Origin of the sequence: Massilia rhizosphaerae (genome assembly GCF_016093545.1) — a bacterium.
GTDB lineage: Bacteria > Pseudomonadota > Gammaproteobacteria > Burkholderiales > Burkholderiaceae_D > Telluria > Telluria rhizosphaerae.
The window spans coordinates 37,923-60,559 of the sequence record NZ_JADKYX010000002.1; the positions used below are offsets into that span (position 1 = coordinate 37,923).

The following is a 22,637-nucleotide window of genomic DNA, read 5'->3' on the forward strand; positions in this document are numbered from 1 at the left end:
GGCATCAATCGCCCCCGACATCAATCGCCCACCCTACCCTGGTTCAAGACGAAGGAGCCGCGATGCAGCACGACATCAGCCTCATCACCACCATCGCCGCCGCCCTCGGTCTCGGCCTCGTGTTCGGCATGCTCGCCGTGCGCCTGCGCCTGCCGGCCCTGGTCGGCTACCTGGCCGCCGGCGTCGTCATCGGCCCCGCCACGCCCGGCTTCGTCGCCGACGTGCATCTGGCGTCGCAGCTGGCCGAGATCGGGGTGATGCTGCTGATGTTCGGCGTCGGGCTCCACTTCTCGCTGGACGACTTGCTCGAAGTGAAAGGCATCGCCCTGCCCGGCGCCGTACTGCAGATCGCGGTGGCGACCCTGCTCGGCATGGGCCTCACGCATCTGTGGGGCTGGGACCTCGGGGCCGGCCTCGTGTTCGGCCTCGCGCTGTCCGTCGCGAGCACGGTGGTGCTGCTGCGCGCGCTGGAAGACCGCGGCCAGCTCGACTCCCTCAATGGGCGCATCGCCGTCGGCTGGCTCGTCGTGGAAGACCTCGTGACGGTGCTCGTGCTCGTGCTGCTGCCGGCACTCGCGGGGCCGCTGGGCGGCAAGGGCGAAGGCGGCGGCTCGTTGTGGCCGTCGCTCGGGAAAACGCTGCTGCAGGTCGGCGCCTTCATCGCCTTCATGCTGCTCGTGGGCCGCAAGCTCTTCCCGTGGTTTCTGTGGCGCGTGGCGAAGACCGGCTCGCGCGAACTGTTCACGCTGGCCGTGATCGCGGCGGCGGTGGGCATCGCCTACGGCTCGTCGCACCTGTTCGGCGTATCGTTCGCGCTGGGCGCCTTCTTCGCCGGCATGGTGCTGCGCGAGTCGGAGCTGAGCCATCGCGCGGCGCAGGAGACACTGCCGCTGCGCGACGCATTCTCCGTGCTGTTCTTCGTCTCCGTCGGCATGCTGTTCGATCCGCGCGTGCTGGTCGAGAGCCCGCTGCAAGTGCTCGGCGTCGTCGCCATCATCCTCGTCGGCAAATCGCTGGCCGGGTTTCTCCTCGTGCTGGCGCTGCGCTATCCGGTCAATACGGCGATCACGGTGTCCGCGAGCCTCGCGCAGATCGGCGAGTTCTCGTTCATCCTGGCGGCCCTCGGCATCTCGCTCGGCCTGCTGCCGGAGATGGGCCAGAACCTGATCCTCGCCGGCGCCATCGTCTCGATCGCCGTGAACCCGCTGATGTTCAAGCTGGTCGGCCCGCTGCAAAATCGGGTGCTGTCGGCATCCGAACGCGCCCGCAACATGGCGCGCTCGCCGGACCCGCTGGCCGAGCTGCCGACGACGGTCACGCACGAGCGCCTGACGGGCCAGGTCGTGCTGGTCGGCTACGGCCGCGTGGGCAAGCGCATTGCGCAGGCACTGGACAGCCAGGGCGTCCACTATGTGGTGGCGGAGCAGAACCGCGACATCGTCGACCACCTGCGCCGGCGCGACCAGCCGGCCGTGGCGGGCAATGCGGCCGAACCGGCCGTGCTGATCCAGGCCCACATCGCGCGCCGCCATGCTCGTGATCGCGACGCCGGACACCTTCCACGTGCGCGCCATGGTCGACACCGCGAAGACCCTGAATCCCGCCATCCGCTGCGTCGTGCGCACGCACAACGAGGAAGATGCGCGCCTGCTGCGCGCAGAGACGGGCGGCACGGTCCTCGTGGGCGAGCACGAACTGGCGCGCAGCATGGCGCGCCACGTGCTGGACGGGCTAGCGCTCGCGCAGGCGCACTGATTCCAGCGCGACGACGACGACGGCGCAGACCATCGTGCCCCTCTCCATGAAGCCCGCGGCCAGCAGCGCGACGGTGAGACCCGCGCAGCGCCGGACGCAATGGCCGCCCAGGCGCGCGCCCAGCAGCAGCGCCTTGGCGCAAGCGGACGGACCGGTCACGGCGGGCAGCGGATGCGCAGCCCGCCTGCGCCACGCTGCGACATGCCAGACGGCGCCCGCCACGCCGGCCGCCGCCGCCATCACGGGCATGATCCGCGCCAGCGCGGGCATGGCCAGCAGCGTTTGCGCGACGGCCGCGCCGGCCGCGAACAAAGGCAGGCCGGACGCCGCCCAGGCCGCGGCCCAGGCCAACGCGGCCGCCGCCGTGAGCAGCGACGCCCGCCGGCGCCCCGTCCCGGCCAGCGCGGCCCGATAGCGCCGCAACGGCGGCACGGCAAGCGGCAGCATCATCGGCACCATCATCGCGGCCCACATCCCGACGAAGCCGGCGGCGGCACCGAACCACGACTGGCCGCACATCGGCAGCCAGACCGCCGACATACTCCACCCGCCGGGCATCGGGATGCGGCCCATCACCGCACCGGATACTCGTCGTGCCGCCGCCACCAGATGCCGTTCTCGTTGCGGCCCAGGGGTGCGCGGTCCAACCACTGGTACATGCTCCACAGCGCATCGAGGCCGCGCGAGTAGGTCGAATACGTGTGATAAACGACGCCGTCCTCCAGCACGAATGCGCTCATGCCCGGCCGGTCGCGGATATAGGTGGCCAGGTCGGTGCCGGTCGCCGCGGCCTGCAGCTGCGCCGGGCTGGCGCTGTCCTGCATCGTCCAGTCCGTCCTGGCGGGCGACTGCATCGGCGGCTCGCGGCGGTAGTTGTATTCGATGCCGCCTTCGCGCTGTTGCGTCTCGTCGAACCAGACGTTGAAGTCGGCATTGAAATCCGCGCCGGGTTCCGGGTGCGACGTCGCCCACGGGAACGTCCATCCCATGCGCTCCTTGTATGCGCGCAGCCTGGCTTGCGGCGCGCGCGACACGGCCGTAAGCATCACGTCGTGGTTGGCCAGGTGCGTGGCGATGCCGTTGAAGCCGTCGGCGATCGCCGAGCAGGACGGACAGCCCGCCGTGTAGTCGGTGCCGAACATGAAGTGGTAGACAAGCAGTTGCGAACGGCCCTGGAACAGGTCGGCCAGCGCCGCGCGGCCGGCCTCGGTATCGAACCGGTAGTCCTTGTCGATGCGGACCCAGGGCAAGGCCTGCCGCTGGCGCGCCAGCGCGTCGCTGCGGTGCGTGAGTTCGCGTTCCGCCTCCCACAGCGCGAGCCGCGCGGCCAGCCATTCGTCCCGGGTTCCCGTCTGATGCGTAGTCATCGTCTTTCCTTTCAGGTGGTTGAAGGTGCGGTGCTATAGTAGGGACGGCACGGCACACGACGGGAGTGACAAGTTTGGCGCGATTCCGATGGACTCGATGATCACGGCAGCCGCCCTGTCGCTGGCGCATGGCGACCCGCTCGGCGCGCTGGACCGCGTCGCCCTGCGTGACGACGCGCCCGCGCTGGCATTGCGCGGCATCGCGATGGCGCAGCTGGGCGACTTGCCGCGCGCGCGCGTGCTCGTGCGCCGCGCGGCACGGGCCTTCGGTGCCAGGCACGCCGTCGCGCGCGCGCGCTGCCTGCTCGCCGAGGCCGAAATCGCATTGGCCGCGCGCGACCTCGACGCCTGCGCGGCGCCGCTCGCCGACGCGCACCGCACGCTGGACGCGCACGGCGACCACGCCAATGCGGCGCACGCCCGCTACCTGGAAGTCCGCCGCCTGCTGCTGATGGGCCGCCTCGACGATGCCGAACGGCGCCTGGCCGCGCTGGACCCGGCCGGCATGCCGCGCGCCCTGCGCGCCGCGCACGAGTTGACCGCGGCCGGTATCGCGATGCGCCGCATGCGCGCGCAGGCGGCGCGCGCGGCGCTCGTCCGCGCGGATGCCCACGCGCGCGCCGCCGGCATCGCCGCGCTGGGCGCCGAAATCGAATCGGCGGCGCGCCTGCTCGACGCCCCGGCGGCGCGACTCGTCACGCCGGACGGCCCGCGCGACGTGCTGCTCGACGAGGTCGAGCGGCTGATGACCTCCACCGCACTGGTCGTCAATGGCTGCCTGCATACCGTGCACCACCTCGCCACGGAGATCCCGCTGGCCCGGCGGCCGGTCCTGTTCGCACTGCTGCGCACCCTGGCCGAGGCCTGGCCGCAGGACGCGCCGCGCGACGCGCTGATCCTGGCCGCCTTCCGCATCCGCCATCCCGACGAGACGCACCGCGCCCGCCTGCGCGTCGAGATGGGCCGTTTGCGCACTGTGCTGCGCGGCGTCGCCGCCGTACGCGCCACGGCGCGCGGCTTCCAGTTGATCCCGCGCGACGGCCACGACGTCGCCGTGCTCGCCCGCCCCGTCGACGACGACCACGCGTCCGTGCTGGCCCTGCTGGCGGACGGCGAGACGTGGTCCAGCTCCGCGCTCGCGCTGGCGCTGGGCACCAGCCAGCGCACCATCCAGCGTTCCCTGGAAGCGCTGGCGGCCGCCGGCAAGATCGAGGCGTTCGGCCAGGGCCGTGCGCGCCGCTGGTCGATGCTGCCGCTGCCCGGCTTCGCGACAAACTTGTTACTCCCGACCTCCCTGGGCGTTCAATAGAATGGCCACATGAAAACGACACCTGCCCACATCGTCCGCGAATACGGACCCTTCGACGACAAGCCCGGCGTGCACGGCGTCTCCTTCGACGGCCTGGTCCTCTGGTTCGCCTCCGGCGACCACTTGAATGCGGTCGATCCCGCCAGCGGCCGGCTGGACCGCTCGCTCGCGGTCCAGGCCCACGCGGGCACGGCCTTCGACGGCCGCTACCTGTACCAGATCGCGGACAGCCGCATCCAGAAGATCGACCCGGACACGGGCGCGGTCCTGTCGACCATCCCGACGCCGGAAGGCGGCGGCGCCGGCCTCACCTGGGCCGAAGGCTCGCTGTGGATCGGCCAGCACCGGGCGCGCAAGATCCATCGTCTCGATCCGGAGACCGGGGCGATCCTGAAGACGATCGAATCGAAGCGCTTCGTCACCGGCGTGACGTGGTTGAACGGCGAACTGTGGCACGCCACCTGGGAAAACGAACAGAGCGATTTGCGCCGCGTCGATCCGCACACCGGCGACGTGCTGCAGAGCGTCGAGATGCCGCCCGGCCTCATCGTCTCCGGTCTCGAGTCCGACGGCGCGGACCATTTCTTCTGCGGCGGCGGCAACAGCGGCAAGATCCGCGCCGTGCGGCGGCCGGAATAAAAAACGGCGGACATTGCTGTCCGCCGCATCGTCGACCACCAATCGTTACGGTCAAGCCACCGCAGCCTCTTCCGCGCACAGCTTCAGGCTGGCGTGGCGCGGCGTGCTCAAGCCGGCCGTCAGCGCTTCCTCGTGCGCTTCGAGCAGGTCGAACACGGCGTCCTTCGACAGCACGTATTGCTCCAGCAGCGTGTCCTTGATCGACACGATCACGTCCTTGTAGTCGCGGATCGAATTCAGCGTGTAGTTATAGAGCTCGTCCGACTTCTCCTCGACCTGGCGCAGCGTATGCTCGGCAGAGGCGTCGTTCTGCAACTGGCTGTAGTCGATCTTGGCGCGCGAATACATCGACAGGCGGCCGACCATCATGTTCAGCATCTTCGTGATCTTTTCGATGTCGTTCTGGCTGCCCACCGAGATGCCGCGTGCGCCATAAAACAATTCTTCCGCCGCCACGCCGCCGTACAGGCCGATCACGTCGCGCTCCATCTCTTCCAGCGTGCGCAGCGACATGTCGTCACCGGACTGCAGCACATAACCCAGCGCACCGATCTTGGACACCGCTTCCGTGCTGATCTTCAGCAGATGCGATTTTTCCTTGACCTCGGCCAAGCTCATGCCGGCGCGCAGGTACGGGTCGATCTGCATGAAGAAGTGACCCAGTTCGTGCACGGCGATGCGTTCGCGCTGCTTGTGCTTCTCGGCCGTCGTGGCGCGGTCCGTCAAGCCGATCGTGGCGCGCTCGTAGGCGCGGAACAGCAGATCGGTATTGATGATCGTCTTTTCCTGGATCGAGATCATCGATGCGCGCTCGACCACCGTTTCCAGCAGTGCCGGGCTCAGGTTCTGGGTGATTTCCGCGACCTGGTCCAGGTCGAGGTCGCTCCAATCCACGAGACCTTCCTTCTTGCGCGACAGGAAGCTGCGCAGGAGTTCGCGGCGCTCGGCCTTGTTCGGCAGGCGGAAATTGATCTTCACGGAGAAGCGGCGCAGCATCGCTTCGTCCATCTCCGACGACGCATCATCGAAGTTCGACGCGACGACCCAGATCACGCCCGCGCCCTTGTCGCTCTTGACGCCGTCCAACAGGCCCAGCAGGGTATTCGCCGTGTCGTCTTCCCATTTCTTTTCGCTGCGGCCGCGCGGCATGAACAGGCTTTGCGCTTCATCCAGGAAGATGATGCAGCGGCCTTTACTGGACGCCTTGCGGTACAGGGCATTCAGCGCCTTCGAACCGCCGCCCACGTAGCCCGATTCCAGCGCCGAACCGGACGCCTGGATCAGCGGGATGTCGAGGCGCTTGGCCAGGTAGCCCACCAGCTTCGTCTTGCCCGTACCGGCCGGGCCCGTCAGCATGACGTTGAACGGCTTGTCGATGTTGTGCTCTTTGTACAACTCGCGGTTGCGGATCATGTCTTCCAGGTGCAGCACTTCCTGCTTGATGTCATCCATGCCGATCAGGTCGTCCATGCTGCCCTTGAGCTTGTCCGGCGTGATGAGCTGGCTGCTCATGCCCATGCCCGGGATGCCGAATTTCATGGCGTACAGGATCACGAGCAACACCGTGATGTCGAGCGCGTGGCGCTTGAGGAAGTCGACGACGTCGGCGCCCACGCCTTCGCCCTCGTCCTGCATGACGGCCTTGTGCGACGCCAGGTAGTCGTCCTTGGCGATGGAATACGGGATTGCGTTCTTGAGCAGGACTTCGCGCTCCAGCGACAGGTGCGACGTGCTCGGCACCTTCACCACGTGCAGTTGCGGCGCGCCCTTGAACTTGAAGATATAGCGCGGAGAATCGGACAGCGGCTTCGCGACCAGCAGGTAGTCCAGGCGGTCCTTCTCGGTAGCCAGCTGGGTGATCTCCGAAATGTTCTGCGAGTAGACGACGGGCGACGGATCCTGCGGGATATCTGCCTTGTAGATTGCCCAGCCCGTCAGCACGCCGAGCATTACGGCAGTCAAGATCCGGACATAAACATTCTTAAAGGCAATTTGAATTCGGGCAAAATTGGGCATATCGGTACTCTTACAAAGTTCGAAGGTGCGTGATGCTGCGGATGTTGCTTGCCTTCCGAGGTGCCGAGTGGACGCGAAAGGCGGCGGTGCAGGGACCGCGGGGTATTCAAACGTGTGCGTTTGATATTGTTTTGATGCCCGAAGGCAATGGGGATATGGAGACTATACTCGCAAAGAAAAGCGACGTGTATACCGTGCGCGGAAAAAATTTTGAATCGCAACACGGCTGATCAAAGTGACATCTATTTTCATTGCTCATCTCATACTCCCAATAAATAAATCGCAATAAAAGCGCTCTCGCCTGGCTTTTTATCAATGGCCAATCGTTTAATTTATTGCGTTTGTTTTATGTAAAAATGATTAACTTTGCCATCCATTTATCATGCTTTAACCGCACGTAACGGACGCAATGCACGGCGCATTTTTGCTATGCTGGGATACATCCGCATGGCACCGCTGCCGGCGTCAAGGCGGACGACGTAATCCACAGTCAGTTGGTTTGATAAGGAATGACCGTGAAACGATACGCACTCGCTGCAACGCTTAGTCTCTTGATGAGCGGCGCCGTCCAGGCCGCCGCCATTGACCTCGACAATCATCACGCCGCCGTCCGCACGCACGGCGTGGCCGATCTGTCGACGGTAAATCGCAACGAAGTGGTGGCGCCGCCTTCCCCTTCGATGTCCGAACTTCCGGAACCGGAAGTGTTTGCCATGATGCTGGTCGGCCTGATCCTGATCGGTTATCGGGCCAGCCGCGACAGTAGTGAAAAATTTAAATAAGGAAGGACGGCGGGGACGAATCGATCGAATCCCGGACTGTTCCGCAAGACGCGGACGGCACGCCATCTCGACGATTCGACCATCCACGGCGCCGCAAGGCGCCGTTTTTTAATGTGGGAACGAAACGCCCGGTTTCAAGGGCAATCAAGCGGGCAATTCCTGGCACAGCGCATGCAATTTGCTGAGCGTCGCCCAGTTGCGCGCCGTCGTCGCGTCGCCCAAGTGCTTGCCCAGCGCCGCGGCGGCCGTGCTGTCGAGGATGCCGCCGGGACACCACACATAGGCGGCCCGCCTGCCCAGCGCCACCGCACCGGGATGCCAGTCCTGGTCGCACAAGGCTTCGACGGCTGCGCGCGGATGGGCATTTGCGAGAATGAAGGTCAGCAGGCGCGAATGGTCCGTGGCCTGTTCCAGCAAGGGGTTGGACGCGATGATGTCGTCCAGCTCGGAGCAATCGAGCACGAGGGTGCGCGAGGCGACACCGAGCTTGAGCACGAGCGCTTCCTCGATCTCGGCCGCCACCCGGTCGTACGGCTTGGCAGGGCCGGTGAACACGACGTTCCCGCTATTGAGCAGGCTACGCACATGATCGTAGCCGAGGTCGGCGATCAGTTTGCGGAGGTCGGCCATGGCGATGCGTTTTGCCCGACCGACGTTCACCCCTCTGAGTAAGGCGATGTAGCGTTGATAAGTCATTCGGGCATGGTACCGTGCCCGGGCCGGGTGCGGGGCGCCGCGCACTTAAGGGAACATTAAAACGCGAAGGCGCGCACGCGACGGGCTTACAACACCCGGCCTCCCGCCCGCTGACGCCCACTTTACCGGGTGGTAATATCAATACATTGCAAAAAACAAAAGAGGTAAGCATGAGCGGTCCTTTCCAGCTGACGCCGCTGGCCGAGACCCGTCCGGGGATGGTGTTGTCCGACGTCGTACGCGACGACAAGGGAAATGTGTTGCTGGCGCAGGGCGTCGTCCTCACGGAATCCATGCTTGCGTCGCTGGGCCGGCACGGTATCGAGGTGCTGCCCATCCTCCAGGCGGTCCCGGCCCCGCCGCCGGCGGATCCGGAAGCGATCCAGGCGCGGCTCGATCATTTGTTCCGTCAGCAAGACCGGGACGACCTCGGCGACTGGGCCACCGGCATCCTGCGCCGCTACGTGGAAGACTACCGCCTGCAGCGCGAGGTGACGCCATGAACCGCCTGACGCCCGAACAACTGGCGGCCGGCGTGCAAGACCTGCCTTCGCTGCCCGCCGTCGTCATGGAATTGCTCAGCAGCGTGGAGCAGGACGACATCGACATCTCCGTGCTGGCGAAAAAGGTGTCGTACGACCAGGCCTTGACGGCAAAAACGCTGCGCCTGGCCAATTCGTCGTCGTACGGCCTGCAGGTGAAGGTCACGACGATCCAGCAGGCGATCACCTTTCTCGGCTTCCAGACGACGCGCAACCTGATCACGGCGGCCGCCGTCACGGGTTGCTTTCCGAGCGGACGTTGCGCCGGATTTCATGACAAGGCGTTCTGGCGCCATTCGATCGCGACGGCCGCCTGCGCACGCGCGCTGGCGCGCCGGATGCGTTTCAACCAGGACATCGCCTTCACGGCCGGCCTGCTGCACGATATCGGCCGGCTCGTCCTGGTGACGGGCCACCCGGACGCCTACGACCAGGTCGTGGCCTGGCATGGACAGCACGGCGGCGATTGGCTGGACGCCGAGCGGGCCGTGCTCGGCATCGACCACGTCGACGCCGGGGTCGCGCTCGCGGACCACTGGAATTTCTCGGACACCATGCGCCATGCGATCGCCTACCACCATGCGCCGGAAACCCACGGCGCTGGATTCCTGGCGGCGATCGTGCATGTGGCAAACAGCATCGTCCACGCGCTCGATCTCGCCGGGGAAGACGACGAGCTGGTGCCGCGCGTCTCCAGCGTGGCCTGGGATGCGATGGGGCTGAACGAGGAAGCCTATCTGCACCTGTTCCGCGAAACGGAAGTGCAGTTCGGCGAGATGGAGGCCATCCTGATGGCTTGAAACGGGCCGCTCAAGCCCAGGATGGCCGCCGGTGATGACGGCAGCGAAGACCTGCTTCGCTGCCGGGTCTGGCCGACGGCATGACAGGACCGGCTGTCATGCCCTCGGCATCAGTGCGCATAGTTGCCCGAGGGCTTGGAAGACGCGTCGGTCGATTGCGGTTGTTGGGCCGATTGTGCTTGGGGCTGACCTTGTTGCTGTTGCGCAGCCTGCTGAGCAGCTTGTTGTGCGGCTTTTTCCTCGGGCTTCGGGCGGCCTTGGGCATCCGACAGGCGATATTTGGTCCGGCGGTCGCCCATCAAGTCACGCAGATCGCGGATGCTCATGCCGGTCACTTCGTGCATGCGGATCAGCAGCGAGGCGCCGACAGGCAGGCGGTGGTGACGGATCTTGCTGATCACCGGAGGAGCGACTTCCAGCATGCGCGACAGCGCTGCATCGTTCTTCAATTGCATCTTGCCGAGCAGAATGTCCAGCAGATGGTTGGGGTTGTAGCTTTCCTGTGATGACAAAGCGTGATGTGCCATGATGACCTCGTGAATGGTTAAAATAGTTCTTTTACGAACCGTACTGAATGACTAAGTTTCGTCAACATAAGTTCCCGGATCGCGTTACCGACTGACCAGGCATCCACCTGACATGCCGGCGACGTGACCGGACCGCGTGCGCTCCCTTGTCGGAAAACGCGAAAAAACCAATGCAGCATCGGAACCCTGGCCGGGCGCCGCGACCGGATCACGGCCGCCGCTGCGGTTTTTTGCACTTCCCGCTTCCCACATGCACTTGTTTTTCGGACAAATTATCAAACTCATACGCCGCGTTCACACTCGACCTGAGCACGAAATTCATTGGCCGAAATCAAGCTAACCGTTGGAAAGCTTGTCACATAGTCATTTCAGCACATGGTGACAAATTGTGGCGCACGCAAGTGTTTTTTTGGACTAATTTTGCAATTGCCGAGCCACACGAACTGCTTGATTCACAACGAGAAACCAATTCGAGTCGGATCGGCAACTTTAAAGATAACAGCTGGCAAGGAAAATTCAAGATTTAACAATGTAACCGACTGTTTATAATTTAACTCACGGAAAGTCTCAATTCCGCGCAGCATGAAGCACCGGCGCGCACGGCCGCACGCACCCGCTTTTCCGGCGCCTATTCCGATTTACGGTAAACTGAACTTCCACTTGTCAAAGCATCAGCACTAGAGCACTCAGAGCATTCCATGCAGAAAAAAGTATTCATCAAGACCTTCGGTTGCCAAATGAACGAGTACGACTCGGACAAGATGGCGGACGTGCTGGGCGCGTCCGATGGGCTCGTACGCACCGACACGCCGGACGATGCCGACGTGATCCTGTTCAACACCTGCTCCGTGCGCGAAAAAGCACAGGAAAAAGTGTTCTCCGACCTCGGCCGCCTGAAGGAACTCAAGCGCGCCAAGCCCGACCTGATCATCGGCGTGGGCGGTTGCGTCGCGTCGCAGGAAGGCGAGGCGATCGTCAAGCGCGCGCCGCACGTGGACATGGTGTTCGGCCCGCAGACGCTGCACCGCCTGCCGCAAATGATCCAGCTGCGCCGCCACACGGGCGCGGCCCAGGTCGACATCAGCTTCCCGGAAATCGAAAAATTCGACCACCTGCCCCCGGCCAAGGTCGAAGGTCCGGTGGCCTATGTGTCGATCATGGAAGGCTGCAGCAAATATTGCAGCTACTGCGTGGTGCCGTACACGCGCGGCGAGGAAGTCTCGCGCCGCTTCGAGGACGTGCTGACGGAAGTCGCCGGCCTGGCCGCGCAGGGCGTCAAGGAAATCACGCTCTTGGGGCAGAACGTGAACGCCTACCGCGGCGCGATGGCGTCGGGCGAAGGTGAGCCGCAATTCGCCGACTTTGCCCTGCTGCTGGAATACGTGGCCGAGATCCCGGGCATCGAGCGCCTGCGCTTCGTCACGAGCCACCCGAAGGAATTCACGCAGCGCCTGATCGACGCGTACGCGAAGATCCCGCAGCTGGTCAACCACCTGTACCTGCCGGTGCAGCACGGTTCCGACCGCATCCTGCAGGCGATGAAGCGCGGCTACACGGGCCTGGAATACAAATCGATCATCCGCCGCATCAAGGCGGTACGACCAAGCATCTCGATCTCGTCCGACTTCATCGTCGGCTTCCCGGGCGAGACGGACGCCGATTTCGAAGCGATGATGAAGCTCATCGACGACGTCGGCTTCGACAACAGCTTCTCCTTCATCTTCAGCAAGCGCCCGGGCACGCCGGCCGCCAACCTGGAGGACGACACCCCGCACGAGGTCAAGCTCGCGCGCCTGCAGCGGTTGCAGGCACAAATCGACGCCAACACCCGCAAGACCAGCGCCGCCATGGTCGGCACCGTGCAGCGCATCCTGGTCGAGGGCCCGTCCAAGAAAGGCGGGGGCGAACTCCAGGGTCGCACCGAGAACAACCGCGTCGTCAACTTCTTCCCGGGCGCTGCGGGCGAGACGCTCGTCGGCCAACTGGTCGACGTGCGCATCACCGAAAGCCTGGATTACACCCTGCGCGGCGACCTGGTCGCCAGCCTTGATACGATTGCCAAAGCCAGTTGAAAACGCCCACCCAGCCTTCGTACTTCATTCCCGAGCCGCTCGATAACACGCGGCTCGCCCACCTCTGCGGACCGCTGGACGAGAACCTGCGCCAGATCTCGGCCGCGCTCGACGTAACCATCTTCCGGCGCGGCGAGAAATTCATCGTCAGCGGGACCAACGCCGAGCGCGCCGTCGAACTGCTCGAGCGCTTCTATGCCGTGGCCGACAAGGTCGTGCCGATCGAGGAAGTGCAGCTGGCGCTCGTCGAACAGCGCGCCGGCCTGAAACCCAAGGCACCGGACACCGAGCCGCCGAAGGAACCCGGCGCGTCGGTCACGGAGGAAGCCGACAAGGGCACTGATGCGGCAGATGACGACGAGGGCCTCGTCAGCCCGATGCTCAAGACACGCCGCCACGACCTGCGCGGACGCACGCCGCACCAGATCCGGTATTTGAAGGCCGTGCTGGAACACGACATCAGCTTCGGCATCGGCCCGGCCGGCACCGGCAAGACCTACCTGGCCGTCGCCTGCGCCGTCGACGCCCTCGAACGCGACGCCGTCAAGCGCATCATCCTGACGCGTCCCGCCGTGGAAGCGGGCGAACGCCTGGGCTTCCTGCCCGGCGACTTCGCGCAGAAGGTCGACCCTTACCTGCGCCCGCTGTACGACGCGCTGTACGACCTGCTCGGCTTCGACCGTACGCAGAAGCTGTTCGAGAAGCAGGTGATCGAGATCGCGCCGCTCGCGTTCATGCGCGGCCGCACGCTGAACCACGCGTTCGTGATCCTGGACGAAGCCCAGAACACGACGGTCGAACAGATGAAGATGTTCCTGACCCGGATCGGCTTCGGCAGCAAGGCCGTCGTCACGGGCGACGTCACCCAGGTCGACCTGCACAAGACGCAGCGGAGCGGCCTGGTCGACGCCATGCACGTATTGAAGGACGTGCGCGGCATCGCCTTCACCCAATTCTCCAGCGCGGACGTCGTGCGCCACCCGATGGTGGCGCGCATCGTCGACGCCTACGAGAAGGCCGCGTCGATGCAGGAACTCGGCGCACTCCCGGGAACTTTGAATAAACCAGCCACCCGCCATGTCCGCAAAAAAGCATAACCTCGAACTGGACGTCCAGTACCCCGACACCCGCCTGGAGGCGTCCATCACGCCCGAGATGGTCGAGCGCTGGGTGCAGGCCTCCCTCCTCGGCCCGGCCGAGCTGGCGATCCGCTTCGTCGACGCCGAGGAAGGCCAGACCCTGAATCGCGAGTACCGCGGCAAGGACTACGCCACCAACGTGCTCACCTTCGCCTACAACGAGGGCGCGGAAATCGCCGACGACGAACCGACGCAGGCCGACATCGTCCTGTGCACGGACGTCCTGCAGCGCGAGGCCGACGAGCAAAAGAAGACGGTCGAGGAGCACACGGCGCACCTCGTCGTGCACGGCGTGCTGCACGCCCAGGGCTTCGACCACGAATCCGACGAGGAAGCGGAAGAGATGGAACAGCTCGAGCGCGACATCATGGAAGTGCTCGGGTATCCGGATCCGTACGCGGACAACGAATAGATGGGATCAATGTCGTGGACGTAGGGTGGGCGGCCTCCGCCCACCTTTGCACGCGTATCGGGTGCGCATGGTGGGCACGTTTCATTTGAGGCCCCCGGCCTCAAATGCCCACCCTACGTGATCGGCAACTTGCGAATCCGCTTGCCCGTCGCCGCGAATACCGCGTTCGCCAGCGCCGGCGCGATGCCCGCCGTCCCCGGCTCGCCGATCCCGCCCGGATCGTCGTGGCTGTCGACGATATAGACCTCGATGGCGGGCGATTCCGGCATGCGCATCACGCGGTAGTCGGAAAAATTCGTCTGCTGCACCCGCCCCTTCTCGACCGTCACCTCGTCCCACAGCGCCGCGCTGGCGCCGAACACGATGCCGCCTTCCATCTGCGCGACGATGGTGTCCGGGTTGACGTTCTGGCCGCAGTCCACCGCGCACACGACGCGGTGTACGCGCACGTCGCCGCTTGGCCCCACCGACACTTCCGCCACCTGCGCCAGGTAGCTGCCGAAGGCGAATTGCGTCGAGACGCCGCGCCCGACCTTGCGCCCCGCAATCGGCTTCAACGGCTTGCCCCAGCCGGCCTTCTCGGCCGCCAGGTTCAGCACGGCCAGCGTGCGCGGCGATTTCTGCAGCAGCGAACGGCGGAACGCGACGGGGTCGGTCTTGCTCGCATACGCCAGCTCGTCGATGAAGCTCTCGACGACGAACACATTGTGCGTCGGGCCGACGCCGCGCCAGAACGCGGTGGGCATCGCCGGCGGCTCGTGGCGCACGTATTCGACGCGCATGGCGGGAATCGCGTACTGGATGTCGGCCGCCGCCTCCACCGCATCCGGATCGACGCCGTTCTTGACCATGGCCGGGGCGAAGCGCGCCATGATCGACGATCCCGTCACGCGGTGGAACCAGGCCACGGGCATGCCCTTGTCGTCGATGCGCGCCGACATGCGGTCGACGTAGTAGGGCCGGTACATGTCGTGCTGGATGTCTTCCTCGCGGGTCCAGATGATCTTGATCGGGCCCTTGGCCTGCTTGGCGAATTCCACCGCCTGGATCACGTTGTCGACTTCGAGCCGGCGGCCGAAGCCGCCGCCGATATAGTGGTTGTGCACGCGGACCTTCTCGAGCGGCAGCCCGGTGATCTTCGCGGCCGCGCCCTGCGCCAGCGCCGGCACCTGGGTGCCGACCCAGATGTCGCAGCCGTCGGGCTTCAGGTCGACCGTGCAGTTCATCGGTTCCATCGTCGCGTGCGCGAGGAACGGCACCTCGTAGACGACGTCGATGCGCCGGCCCGGACCGGCGTCCAGCGCCTTGAGCGCGTCGCCCTTGTCGGTGGCGACGGCGCCCGTGTTCTGCGACACCTTCATCATGTCCGCGACGATGCCGGCCAGGCTGACGTTGGCGTTGGGGCCGTCGTCGAAGCGCGGCGCGGCAGCGGCGAGGCCCTGCTTCGCGGCCCAGAAATGGTCGGCCACGACGGCCACGGCGCCCTCGATGCGCAGCACCTGGCGCACGCCCTTCACGGCCAGCGCCTTCTGCTCGTCGACGGCCGTCACCTTGCCGCCCAGGACGGGCGACGCCATCACGGCCGCGATGCCCATATTGGTCAGGCGCGTGTCGATGCCGAACTGCGCGGACCCGTCGACCTTGGCGGGAGAATCCAGCCGCTTGACCGGCCTGCCGATCAGCGTGAACTGGGATGCGTCCTTGAGCTTGACGTCGGCCGGAAACTTCAGCTGCGATGCCGCGTCCACGACGTCGCCGAAGTGAGCCGACCGGTTCGACGCCTCGTGGCGGATCGTCCCGGCCACGACCCGCAAGTCGCCCGGATCCACGTTCCAGTTTTTCGCCGCCGCCTGCACGAGCACCGTGCGGACCTTGGCGCCCGCCTCGCGCAGCGGCTTGAAGGTGGAGCGGATCGACGTCGAACCGCCCGTCACCTGGCCGCCCAGCAGCGCGTCGGCGTACAGCGAATTGTTCGCCGGCGCCTGCTCCAGCTTCACTTTCGACAGATCGGCGCCCAGTTCCTCGGCCAGCAGCATCGGCAGCGAGGTAAAGGTGCCCTGCCCCATCTCGACCTTGTGGATGATGAGGGTGACGAGGCTGTCGCGGTCGATGCGGATGAAGGCGTCGTGCGCCAATCCCGGCGCCTCGTTGGTCATGGCGGTCGAGGCCTGGCCGACGGCCTGTTCAGACGGCGGTTCCTTGCGGTCGCCGGACGGCGCCTTGCCCTGCTTCTGGCAGCCGAACAGCGAAAAGCCGAACAGCAGGCTGCCGCCCCCGGCGGCGCCGGTTTTCAGCAGTTGGCGGCGCTTGTCCGATACCGGCTCCGTCGTGATCCGATCCATGTCGTCGGTCCCTTTCATGCCTGCCCCGACGCGATCTTGATCGCCTTGCGGATGCGGTTATAAGTCCCACAGCGGCAGATATTGCCGGCCATGGCGCTGTCGATGGCGGCGTCGCCCGGCTTCGGGGTCGCGTGCAGCAGCGCGGTGGCGGACATGATCTGGCCCGACTGGCAGTAGCCGCACTGGACGACGTCGATCTTGCGCCACGCCGCCTGCACCTTCGCGCCGACCGGATCGTTGCCGATGGCCTCGATGGTCGTGATCTTCTTGCCGGACGCGGCCGACACGGGCGTCACGCACGAGCGGATGGCCTGGCCGTCCAGGTGCACGGTGCAGGCGCCGCACAGGCCGACGCCGCAGCCGAACTTGGTGCCGGTCAGGCCGAGCACGTCGCGGATGGCCCACAACAGGGGCATGTCGTCGGGGATGTCGAAATCGGAGGTGGTGCCGTTGACGTTCAAGGCGGGCATGAGGATTCCTTTCCGTAGCGTACTGTCAACTATAGGACGAAGACCATGGGCAATGTCGCACGCCTGCCTGGGTCCGGTGCTGCATAAAAATCAGGCATTGCGGCTTTTGGTGTATCCTATGGCCCATCGCAACAACGGCTTCACGCCAACTATGCCCGAGCACCCTGCTGACGTCCGTTCGGACGTTAAAACCCACCGGTCGCTGTTCGAACGATTGACTGCACTGATTTCCCCCGAGCCCGAAAACCGCGCAGAGCTGCTCGAAGTGCTGCACGACGCCCACGAACGCAACCTGATCGACGCCGACGCTCTCTCCATGATCGAGGGCGTGTTCCAGGTGTCCGATCTGTCGGTGCGCGACATCATGGTCCCGCGCTCGCAGATGGACGTGATCGACATCACGAAGCCCATCGAGGAATGGCTGCCGGTCGTGCTGGAAACGGCGCACTCGCGCTTTCCCGCCATCGAGGGCGAGCGCGACAAGGTGGTCGGCATCCTGCTGGCCAAGGACCTGCTGCGCTACTATGCGGAAGAATCGTTCGACGTGCGCGACATGCTGCGTCCGGCGATCTTCATCCCGGAATCGAAGCGCCTGAACGTGTTGCTGCGCGATTTCCGCGCGAATCACAACCACATGGCCATCGTCGTCGACGAATACAGCGGCGTGGCCGGCCTGATCACCATCGAGGACGTGCTGGAGCAGATCGTCGGCGACATCGAGGACGAGTACGACTTCGACGAGGAAGAGGACAACATCCTCTCCATCAAGGAAGGCCAGCACGGCCCGCGCTGGCGCGTGAAGGCGCTGACGGAAATCGAGCAGTTCAACGAAGAGATCGGCGTCGACCTGCCCGAGGACGACGTCGACACCATCGGCGGCCTCGTCGCCAGCCACCTGGGCCGCATGCCGCACAAGGGCGAGGTGTTCGACCTCGACAACCTGCGCTTCGAAGTGCTGCGCGCCGACGCGCGCCAGATCCACGTCCTGCTGGTCGAAAAACTCCCGGCCGCCGACGACGACCACGATTGACGCAGGTCCCGCATTGCTCGACTCCAGCCTGAACCTGCGGCGCCGCCGCAAGCCCGCCGTGGCGCCCGACCCCGCGCTGCGCGGCACGCGGCCGAGCATGGCCGGCCTCCTCGTCGCCGCGCTGGCCGGCTTTGCGACCCTGTTCTCGTTCGAGCCGTTCGGCTGGTGGCCGATCCAGTTCCTGGCGCTCGCCTACCTGTTCTACCAGGTCGGCATGGGCAGTTCGACCCGCCGCGCCGTGTTCCTCGGCTGGGCGTTCGGCTTCGGCTGGTCGGTGGCGGGCATGCACTGGTTGTACATCGCGTTGAACCGCTTCGGTGGCCTGCCGGCCGTGCTGTCCGCCATCGCCATCGCGCTGCTGGGCCTCTATATGGGCCTGTTCGGCGCGTGCGCGGCCGGCATGGCCGCATGGCTGAGAAAGCGCTGGTCGCTGCCCGTTCCCGCCTTCCTGCTGCTCGTCTTCCCCGCCTGCTGGGGCGTGTCGGAATGGATGCGCGGCTGGGTGTTCACCGGTTTTCCGTGGGCCGCATCCGGCTATGCGCACGTGGCGGCGCCGCTTGGCGGCTTCGCCCCGATCCTCGGCGTGTACGGCATCGGCATACTGGCCGCCGTGTGCTCCGCCTGCATCGTGATGCTGACCCAGCGCGGCAAGCTGCCCGCGGTCGGCCTGTTCGCCGCATTGCTGCTCGCGGGCTGGGGCCTGAAGCACGTCGCATGGACCGAACCGGCCGGCAAGCCGCTCACCGTGCGCCTGCTGCAGGGGAACATCCGCCAGGACGAGAAGTTCGACGCCGCGCACCTGGGCGAGATCCTCGTGCGCTACCGCGACATGATGACGGCCGCGCCGGCCGACCTGATCGCCGCGCCGGAGACGGCGATCCCGGTATTCCCGAACCAGCTGCCGCCCGGCTATCTGCAGACGTTCCGCGACTACGCCGCCCGCACGGGCAGCGCGTTCATGTTCGGCATCCCGCTGGCCGACAGCATGACGGTGTACGCGAACAGCGTGGCCGGCATCGGCCCGCAGGGACAGTCGTACCGCTACGACAAGCAGCACCTCGTGCCGTTCGGCGAATTCATCCCGACCGGCTTTCGCTGGTTCACGGACCTGATGCAGATCCCCCTGAGCGATTTCACGCGCGGCCCGGACGTGCAGGCGCCGTTCGCCGTGAAGGACCAGCGCGTGCTGCCCAACGTCTGCTACGAGGACGTGTTCGGCGAAGAGATCGCGAAGAACCTGCGTGCCGAGGCACAGCCGGCCACCGTGCTGCTGAACGTGTCGAACCTGGCCTGGTACGGCGAATCGGTCGCGATCCCGCAGCACCTGCAGATCTCGCGCATGCGCACCCTGGAGACGGGCCGCCCGATGCTGCGCGCGACGAACGACGGCGCCACCGCCGTCATCGACGGCCGCGGCAACGTCACCGCCCTGCTCCCGTTCTACCGCCAGGGCACGCTGGCGGCGACGGTGCAGGGCATGACCGGCAGCACGCCGTACATCCGCTTCGGCAACCTGCTGTTCCTCGCGCTGGGTGCCCTGCTGCTGGGCGGCGCCTGGTTGGCTGGACGGCGACGCCAGACAACCGGATAAAATAGCGAGCGATTCACTTCAAGCCAACTGGTAAAACCCGCTAGAATTGGTGTTTTAGCAAACCCACCGTGTTCGCGCCCCGTGCGCGCGAAGCCTACACAAGATGCTCACATTCCAACAAATCATCCTGACTCTGCAAACCTACTGGGACAAGCAGGGTTGCGCCCTGCTCCAGCCGTACGACATGGAAGTCGGCGCGGGCACCTTCCACACCGGCACCTTCCTGCGCGCGATCGGACCGGAACCCTGGCGCGCCGCCTACGTGCAGCCGTCGCGCCGCCCGAAGGATGGCCGCTATGGCGAGAACCCGAACCGCCTGCAGCACTATTACCAGTACCAGGTCGTGCTGAAGCCGGCGCCGGAAAACATCCTGGACCTGTATCTCGGTTCGCTGGAAGCGCTGGGCCTGGACCTGAAAAAGAACGACGTGCGCTTCGTCGAGGACGATTGGGAAAGCCCGACGCTGGGCGCCTGGGGCCTCGGCTGGGAAGTCTGGCTGAACGGCATGGAAGTCACCCAGTTCACCTACTTCCAGCAGGTCGGCGGCCTCGATTGCAAGCCGGTCCTGGGCGAGATCACGTACGGCATCGAGCGCCTGGCCATGTATCTGCAGGGCGTCGAGAGCATCTACGACATCGTGTGGACCGAGTGGGAAGAGAACGGTATTAAAAAGACGCTGTCGTACGGCGACGTCTTCCACCAGAACGAGGTCGAGCAGTCGACCTACAACTTCGACCACTCGAACACGGACCTGCTGTTCCAGGCCTTCAATAACCACGAGAGCGAAGCCAAGCGCCTGATCGAACTGGAACTCACGCTGCCGGCGTACGAGCAGATCATGAAGGCGTCGCACAGCTTCAACCTGCTGGATGCGCGCGGCGCGATCTCCGTCACCGAGCGCGCCGCCTACATCGGCCGCGTGCGCACCTTGTCGCGCCTCATCGCCCAGGCCTACTACGATTCGCGCGAGAAGCTGGGCTTCCCGATGCTGCCGAAGACCGAACAAGCCGCCGCCTGAGCCCAGAACAGAATAGAACGACACCATGAATCAAACACTACTCGTCGAACTGCAGACCGAAGAACTGCCGCCGAAGGCGCTCGCGAAACTGGGCGCCGCTTTCGCCGCCGGCATCGCGAACGGCCTGAAAGCCCGTGACTTCCTGAACGCCGACAGCGTCGTCGCCACCTACGCCACCCCGCGCCGCCTGGCCGTCTCCATCACCAACGTGCGCGCCACGTCGGCCGACAAGACCATCCGCGAAAAAGTGCTGCCGCTGTCAGTCGCCCTCGACAAGGACGGCAACCCGACCGCGCCGCTGGCCAAGAAACTGGCGGCCCTCGGCTTCCCCGACCTGAAGGTCAGCGACCTGGAACGCGCCCAGGACGGCAAGGCCGAAAGCTTCTTCTACACGTACACGGCGCCGGGCAGCGTCCTCGCCGACGGCCTGCAGCCGGTGCTGGAAGAGACCGTCGCCAAGCTGCCGATCCCCAAGGTGATGAGCTACCAGCGTCCGGACGGCGCGACCGTGCAGTTCGTGCGCCCCGTGCACTCGCTGCTGGCGCTGCACGGCGACACCATCGTGCCGCTGTCGCTGCTGGGCCTGACGGCCGGCCGCAGCACGCTCGGCCACCGCTTCCTGTCGAACGGCCATCCGTTCGACATCCCGCACGCCGACGTCTACAACGAACTGCTGAAGGTGTTCGGCAAGGTCGTCGCCTCGGCCTCCGAGCGCAAGGAATCGATCCGCAGCCAGCTGCTGGCAAAGGCCGGCGCCGACCAGGTCCTGATGCCGGAAGCGCTGCTGGACGAAGTCACGGCCCTCGTCGAATGGCCCGTCGTCTACGAATGCCGGTTCGAGGACGCCTTCCTGGCCGTGCCGCAGGAATGCCTGATCCTGACGATGCAGACGAACCAGAAGTACTTCGCGCTGACGGATTCGAACGGCAAGTTGCGCTCGCGCTTCCTGATCGTCTCCAACCTCGCGACCGACGACCCGTCCGCCATCATCGATGGCAACGAGCGCGTCGTGCGTCCGCGCCTGTCGGACGCCAAGTTCTTCTTCGAACAGGACAAGAAGAAGTCGCTGGAATCGCGCCTGCCGCTGCTGGCGAACGTCGTCTACCACAACAAGCTGGGCACGCAGGCCGAACGCACGCAGCGCGTCACGCGCCTGGCCGGCGCCATCGCCCGCCGCCTCGGCTACGACATGCTGCTGGCCGAACGCGGCGCGCAGCTCGCGAAGGCCGACCTGCTGACCGACATGGTCGGCGAGTTCCCGGAACTGCAGGGCATCATGGGCACGTACTACGCCCGCAACGACGGCGAGCACGAGGAAGTGGCCCTGGCCGCGTCCGAACACTACCAGCCGCGCTTCTCGGGCGACGCGCTGCCGTCGACGAACACCGGCCTCGCCGTCGCGCTGGCCGACAAGCTGGAAACGCTGGTGGGCATCTGGTCGATCGGCCTGCAACCGACCGGCGAGAAGGACCCGTTCGCGCTGCGCCGCCACGCGCTGGGCGTGATGCGCATGCTGGTCGAAAAGCGCCTGCCGCTCGCGCTGTCCGACCTCCTGCAAGATGCCGCCGGCGTGTTCGCCACCATGCCGACGTTCAAGGACCCGACGGCGGAAGTAACGGCCTTCATGCTGGACCGCCTGCGCGGCCTGCTGCGCGACCGCGGCTTCGCGCCGAACGAAGTGGAAGCCGTGCTGGCGCAGAACCCGGACCGCGTGGACGACGTCGTGCAGCGCCTCGAGGCCGTGCAGGCGTTCGCCGCGCTGCCGGAGAGCGCGTCGCTGGCCGCCGCCAACAAGCGCATCTCGAACATCCTCAAGAAGAACGAGGAAGCACTGGCGCAGGCGGGATCGGTCGATCCCGCGCTGCTGCAGGACGCCGCCGAAAAGGCGCTGTACGCGAGCGTGCAGCGCGTGCAGCCGGCCGTCGACGCGGCCTTCGAGCGCGGCGACTTCGCGGGCACCCTGAAGACGCTGGCCCAGCTGCGCGACGACGTCGACGCGTTCTTCAACGACGTGATGGTGATGGCCGACGACGTCGCCTTGCGCAACAACCGCCTGGCCCTGCTGTCCATCCTGCACCGCATGATGAACCGCGTGGCCGACATCTCGAAGCTCGCGGCATAAGCGGAACG

19 protein-coding genes and 1 pseudogene are annotated in these 22,637 nt (G+C 65.7%); 13 read left to right on the top strand and 7 right to left on the bottom strand.

The window, feature by feature from the left end; all coding sequences use genetic code 11:
* Positions 1-62 precede the first annotated feature (62 nt).
* A pseudogene (locus ISF28_RS03210) lies at positions 63-1,755 on the top strand (cation:proton antiporter domain-containing protein).
* Here ISF28_RS03210 and ISF28_RS03215 read toward each other — a convergent pair.
* Positions 1,732-2,295, bottom strand: coding sequence for a copper chaperone (locus ISF28_RS03215; RefSeq protein ID WP_198115723.1), 564 nt, complete (start codon positions 2,293-2,295; stop codon positions 1,732-1,734). The pseudogene ISF28_RS03210 and the gene ISF28_RS03215 overlap by 24 nt on opposite strands.
* A 32-nt stretch (positions 2,296-2,327) precedes the next feature.
* A complete protein-coding gene (locus ISF28_RS03220; protein ID WP_198115724.1) occupies positions 2,328-3,122 on the bottom strand; it encodes a DUF899 domain-containing protein in 795 nt (264 codons plus the stop codon).
* An 88-nt stretch (positions 3,123-3,210) separates the two neighbouring features.
* Between ISF28_RS03220 and ISF28_RS03225 the strand changes: the two genes are divergently transcribed.
* Positions 3,211-4,431: a helix-turn-helix domain-containing protein gene (locus ISF28_RS03225; RefSeq protein WP_198115725.1), complete on the top strand. Its 1,221-nt coding sequence runs from the start codon at positions 3,211-3,213 to the stop codon at positions 4,429-4,431.
* A 9-nt stretch (positions 4,432-4,440) separates the two neighbouring features.
* Positions 4,441-5,070 carry a Vgb family protein gene (locus ISF28_RS03230; RefSeq protein WP_198115726.1) on the top strand — a complete coding sequence of 210 codons (630 nt, stop codon included), beginning with the start codon at positions 4,441-4,443 and terminating at the stop codon, positions 5,068-5,070.
* A 51-nt stretch (positions 5,071-5,121) separates the two neighbouring features.
* Here the strand turns inward: ISF28_RS03230 and ISF28_RS03235 are convergent, their stop codons facing one another.
* Positions 5,122-7,086, bottom strand: a complete 1,965-nt coding sequence (locus ISF28_RS03235) for an AAA family ATPase (protein ID WP_198115727.1) — start codon at positions 7,084-7,086, stop codon at positions 5,122-5,124.
* A 509-nt stretch (positions 7,087-7,595) separates the two neighbouring features.
* On the opposite strand from ISF28_RS03235, the gene ISF28_RS03240 reads away from it, so the two are divergent.
* Positions 7,596-7,868 carry a hypothetical protein gene (locus tag ISF28_RS03240; protein WP_229518855.1) on the top strand — a complete coding sequence of 91 codons (273 nt, stop codon included), beginning with the start codon at positions 7,596-7,598 and terminating at the stop codon, positions 7,866-7,868.
* A gap of 144 nt (positions 7,869-8,012) precedes the next feature.
* On the opposite strand, the gene ISF28_RS03245 is transcribed toward ISF28_RS03240, so the two are convergent.
* Positions 8,013-8,564 carry a DUF1697 domain-containing protein gene (locus ISF28_RS03245; protein ID WP_198115729.1) on the bottom strand — a complete coding sequence of 184 codons (552 nt, stop codon included), beginning with the start codon at positions 8,562-8,564 and terminating at the stop codon, positions 8,013-8,015.
* A 170-nt stretch (positions 8,565-8,734) separates the two neighbouring features.
* Here ISF28_RS03245 and ISF28_RS03250 point away from each other — a divergent pair, with 170 nt between their 5' ends.
* On the top strand, positions 8,735-9,067 hold the full coding sequence (locus ISF28_RS03250) for a hypothetical protein (RefSeq protein ID WP_198115730.1): 333 nt from the start codon (positions 8,735-8,737) through the stop codon (positions 9,065-9,067).
* Complete coding sequence (locus ISF28_RS03255) at positions 9,064-9,906, top strand: HDOD domain-containing protein (protein WP_198115731.1); 843 nt, start codon at positions 9,064-9,066, stop codon at positions 9,904-9,906. Before ISF28_RS03250 ends, ISF28_RS03255 begins: the two co-directional genes overlap by 4 nt.
* A 110-nt stretch (positions 9,907-10,016) precedes the next feature.
* Here ISF28_RS03255 and ISF28_RS03260 read toward each other — a convergent pair whose 3' ends face one another.
* Positions 10,017-10,433: a hypothetical protein gene (locus ISF28_RS03260; RefSeq protein ID WP_198115732.1), complete on the bottom strand. Its 417-nt coding sequence runs from the start codon at positions 10,431-10,433 to the stop codon at positions 10,017-10,019.
* Positions 10,434-11,131: 698 nt separating this feature from the next.
* Between ISF28_RS03260 and miaB the strand changes: the two genes are divergently transcribed.
* Genes miaB through ybeY form a run of 3 tightly spaced genes read left to right on the top strand, consistent with a single transcriptional unit; the run spans position 11,132 to position 14,056 of the window.
* A complete protein-coding gene (gene miaB / locus ISF28_RS03265) occupies positions 11,132-12,505 on the top strand; it encodes a tRNA (N6-isopentenyl adenosine(37)-C2)-methylthiotransferase MiaB (RefSeq protein WP_198115733.1) in 1,374 nt (457 codons plus the stop codon).
* Positions 12,502-13,602 (top strand): PhoH family protein, encoded by a 1,101-nt coding sequence (locus ISF28_RS03270; protein ID WP_198115734.1) that lies wholly within the window; start codon positions 12,502-12,504, stop codon positions 13,600-13,602. The genes miaB and ISF28_RS03270 overlap by 4 nt, the downstream gene beginning before the upstream one ends.
* Positions 13,583-14,056: an rRNA maturation RNase YbeY gene (ybeY, locus tag ISF28_RS03275; protein WP_198115735.1), complete on the top strand. Its 474-nt coding sequence runs from the start codon at positions 13,583-13,585 to the stop codon at positions 14,054-14,056. Before ISF28_RS03270 ends, ybeY begins: the two co-directional genes overlap by 20 nt.
* Positions 14,057-14,169: 113 nt before the next feature.
* Here the strand turns inward: ybeY and ISF28_RS03280 are convergent, their stop codons facing one another.
* Entirely contained in the window at positions 14,170-16,416 is a 2,247-nt protein-coding gene (locus ISF28_RS03280) for a xanthine dehydrogenase family protein molybdopterin-binding subunit (protein WP_229518857.1), read from the bottom strand.
* Complete coding sequence (locus ISF28_RS03285; protein WP_198115736.1) at positions 16,413-16,868, bottom strand: (2Fe-2S)-binding protein; 456 nt, start codon at positions 16,866-16,868, stop codon at positions 16,413-16,415. The genes ISF28_RS03280 and ISF28_RS03285 overlap by 4 nt, the downstream gene beginning before the upstream one ends.
* A 151-nt stretch (positions 16,869-17,019) precedes the next feature.
* On the opposite strand from ISF28_RS03285, the gene ISF28_RS03290 reads away from it, so the two are divergent.
* From ISF28_RS03290 to glyS, 4 genes are all read left to right on the top strand, one after another.
* Complete coding sequence (locus tag ISF28_RS03290; RefSeq protein WP_198116160.1) at positions 17,020-17,898, top strand: CorC family transporter; 879 nt, start codon at positions 17,020-17,022, stop codon at positions 17,896-17,898.
* A 97-nt stretch (positions 17,899-17,995) separates the two neighbouring features.
* The gene (gene lnt, locus ISF28_RS03295) at positions 17,996-19,489 is read left to right on the top strand and encodes an apolipoprotein N-acyltransferase (protein WP_198116159.1); all 1,494 of its coding nucleotides are present in this window, start codon (positions 17,996-17,998) and stop codon (positions 19,487-19,489) included.
* Positions 19,490-19,592: 103 nt separating this feature from the next.
* The gene (gene glyQ / locus ISF28_RS03300; protein WP_198115737.1) at positions 19,593-20,507 is read left to right on the top strand and encodes a glycine--tRNA ligase subunit alpha; all 915 of its coding nucleotides are present in this window, start codon (positions 19,593-19,595) and stop codon (positions 20,505-20,507) included.
* Positions 20,508-20,532: 25 nt separating this feature from the next.
* Complete coding sequence (gene glyS / locus ISF28_RS03305; protein ID WP_198115738.1) at positions 20,533-22,629, top strand: glycine--tRNA ligase subunit beta; 2,097 nt, start codon at positions 20,533-20,535, stop codon at positions 22,627-22,629.
* Positions 22,630-22,637: the final 8 nt, after the last annotated feature.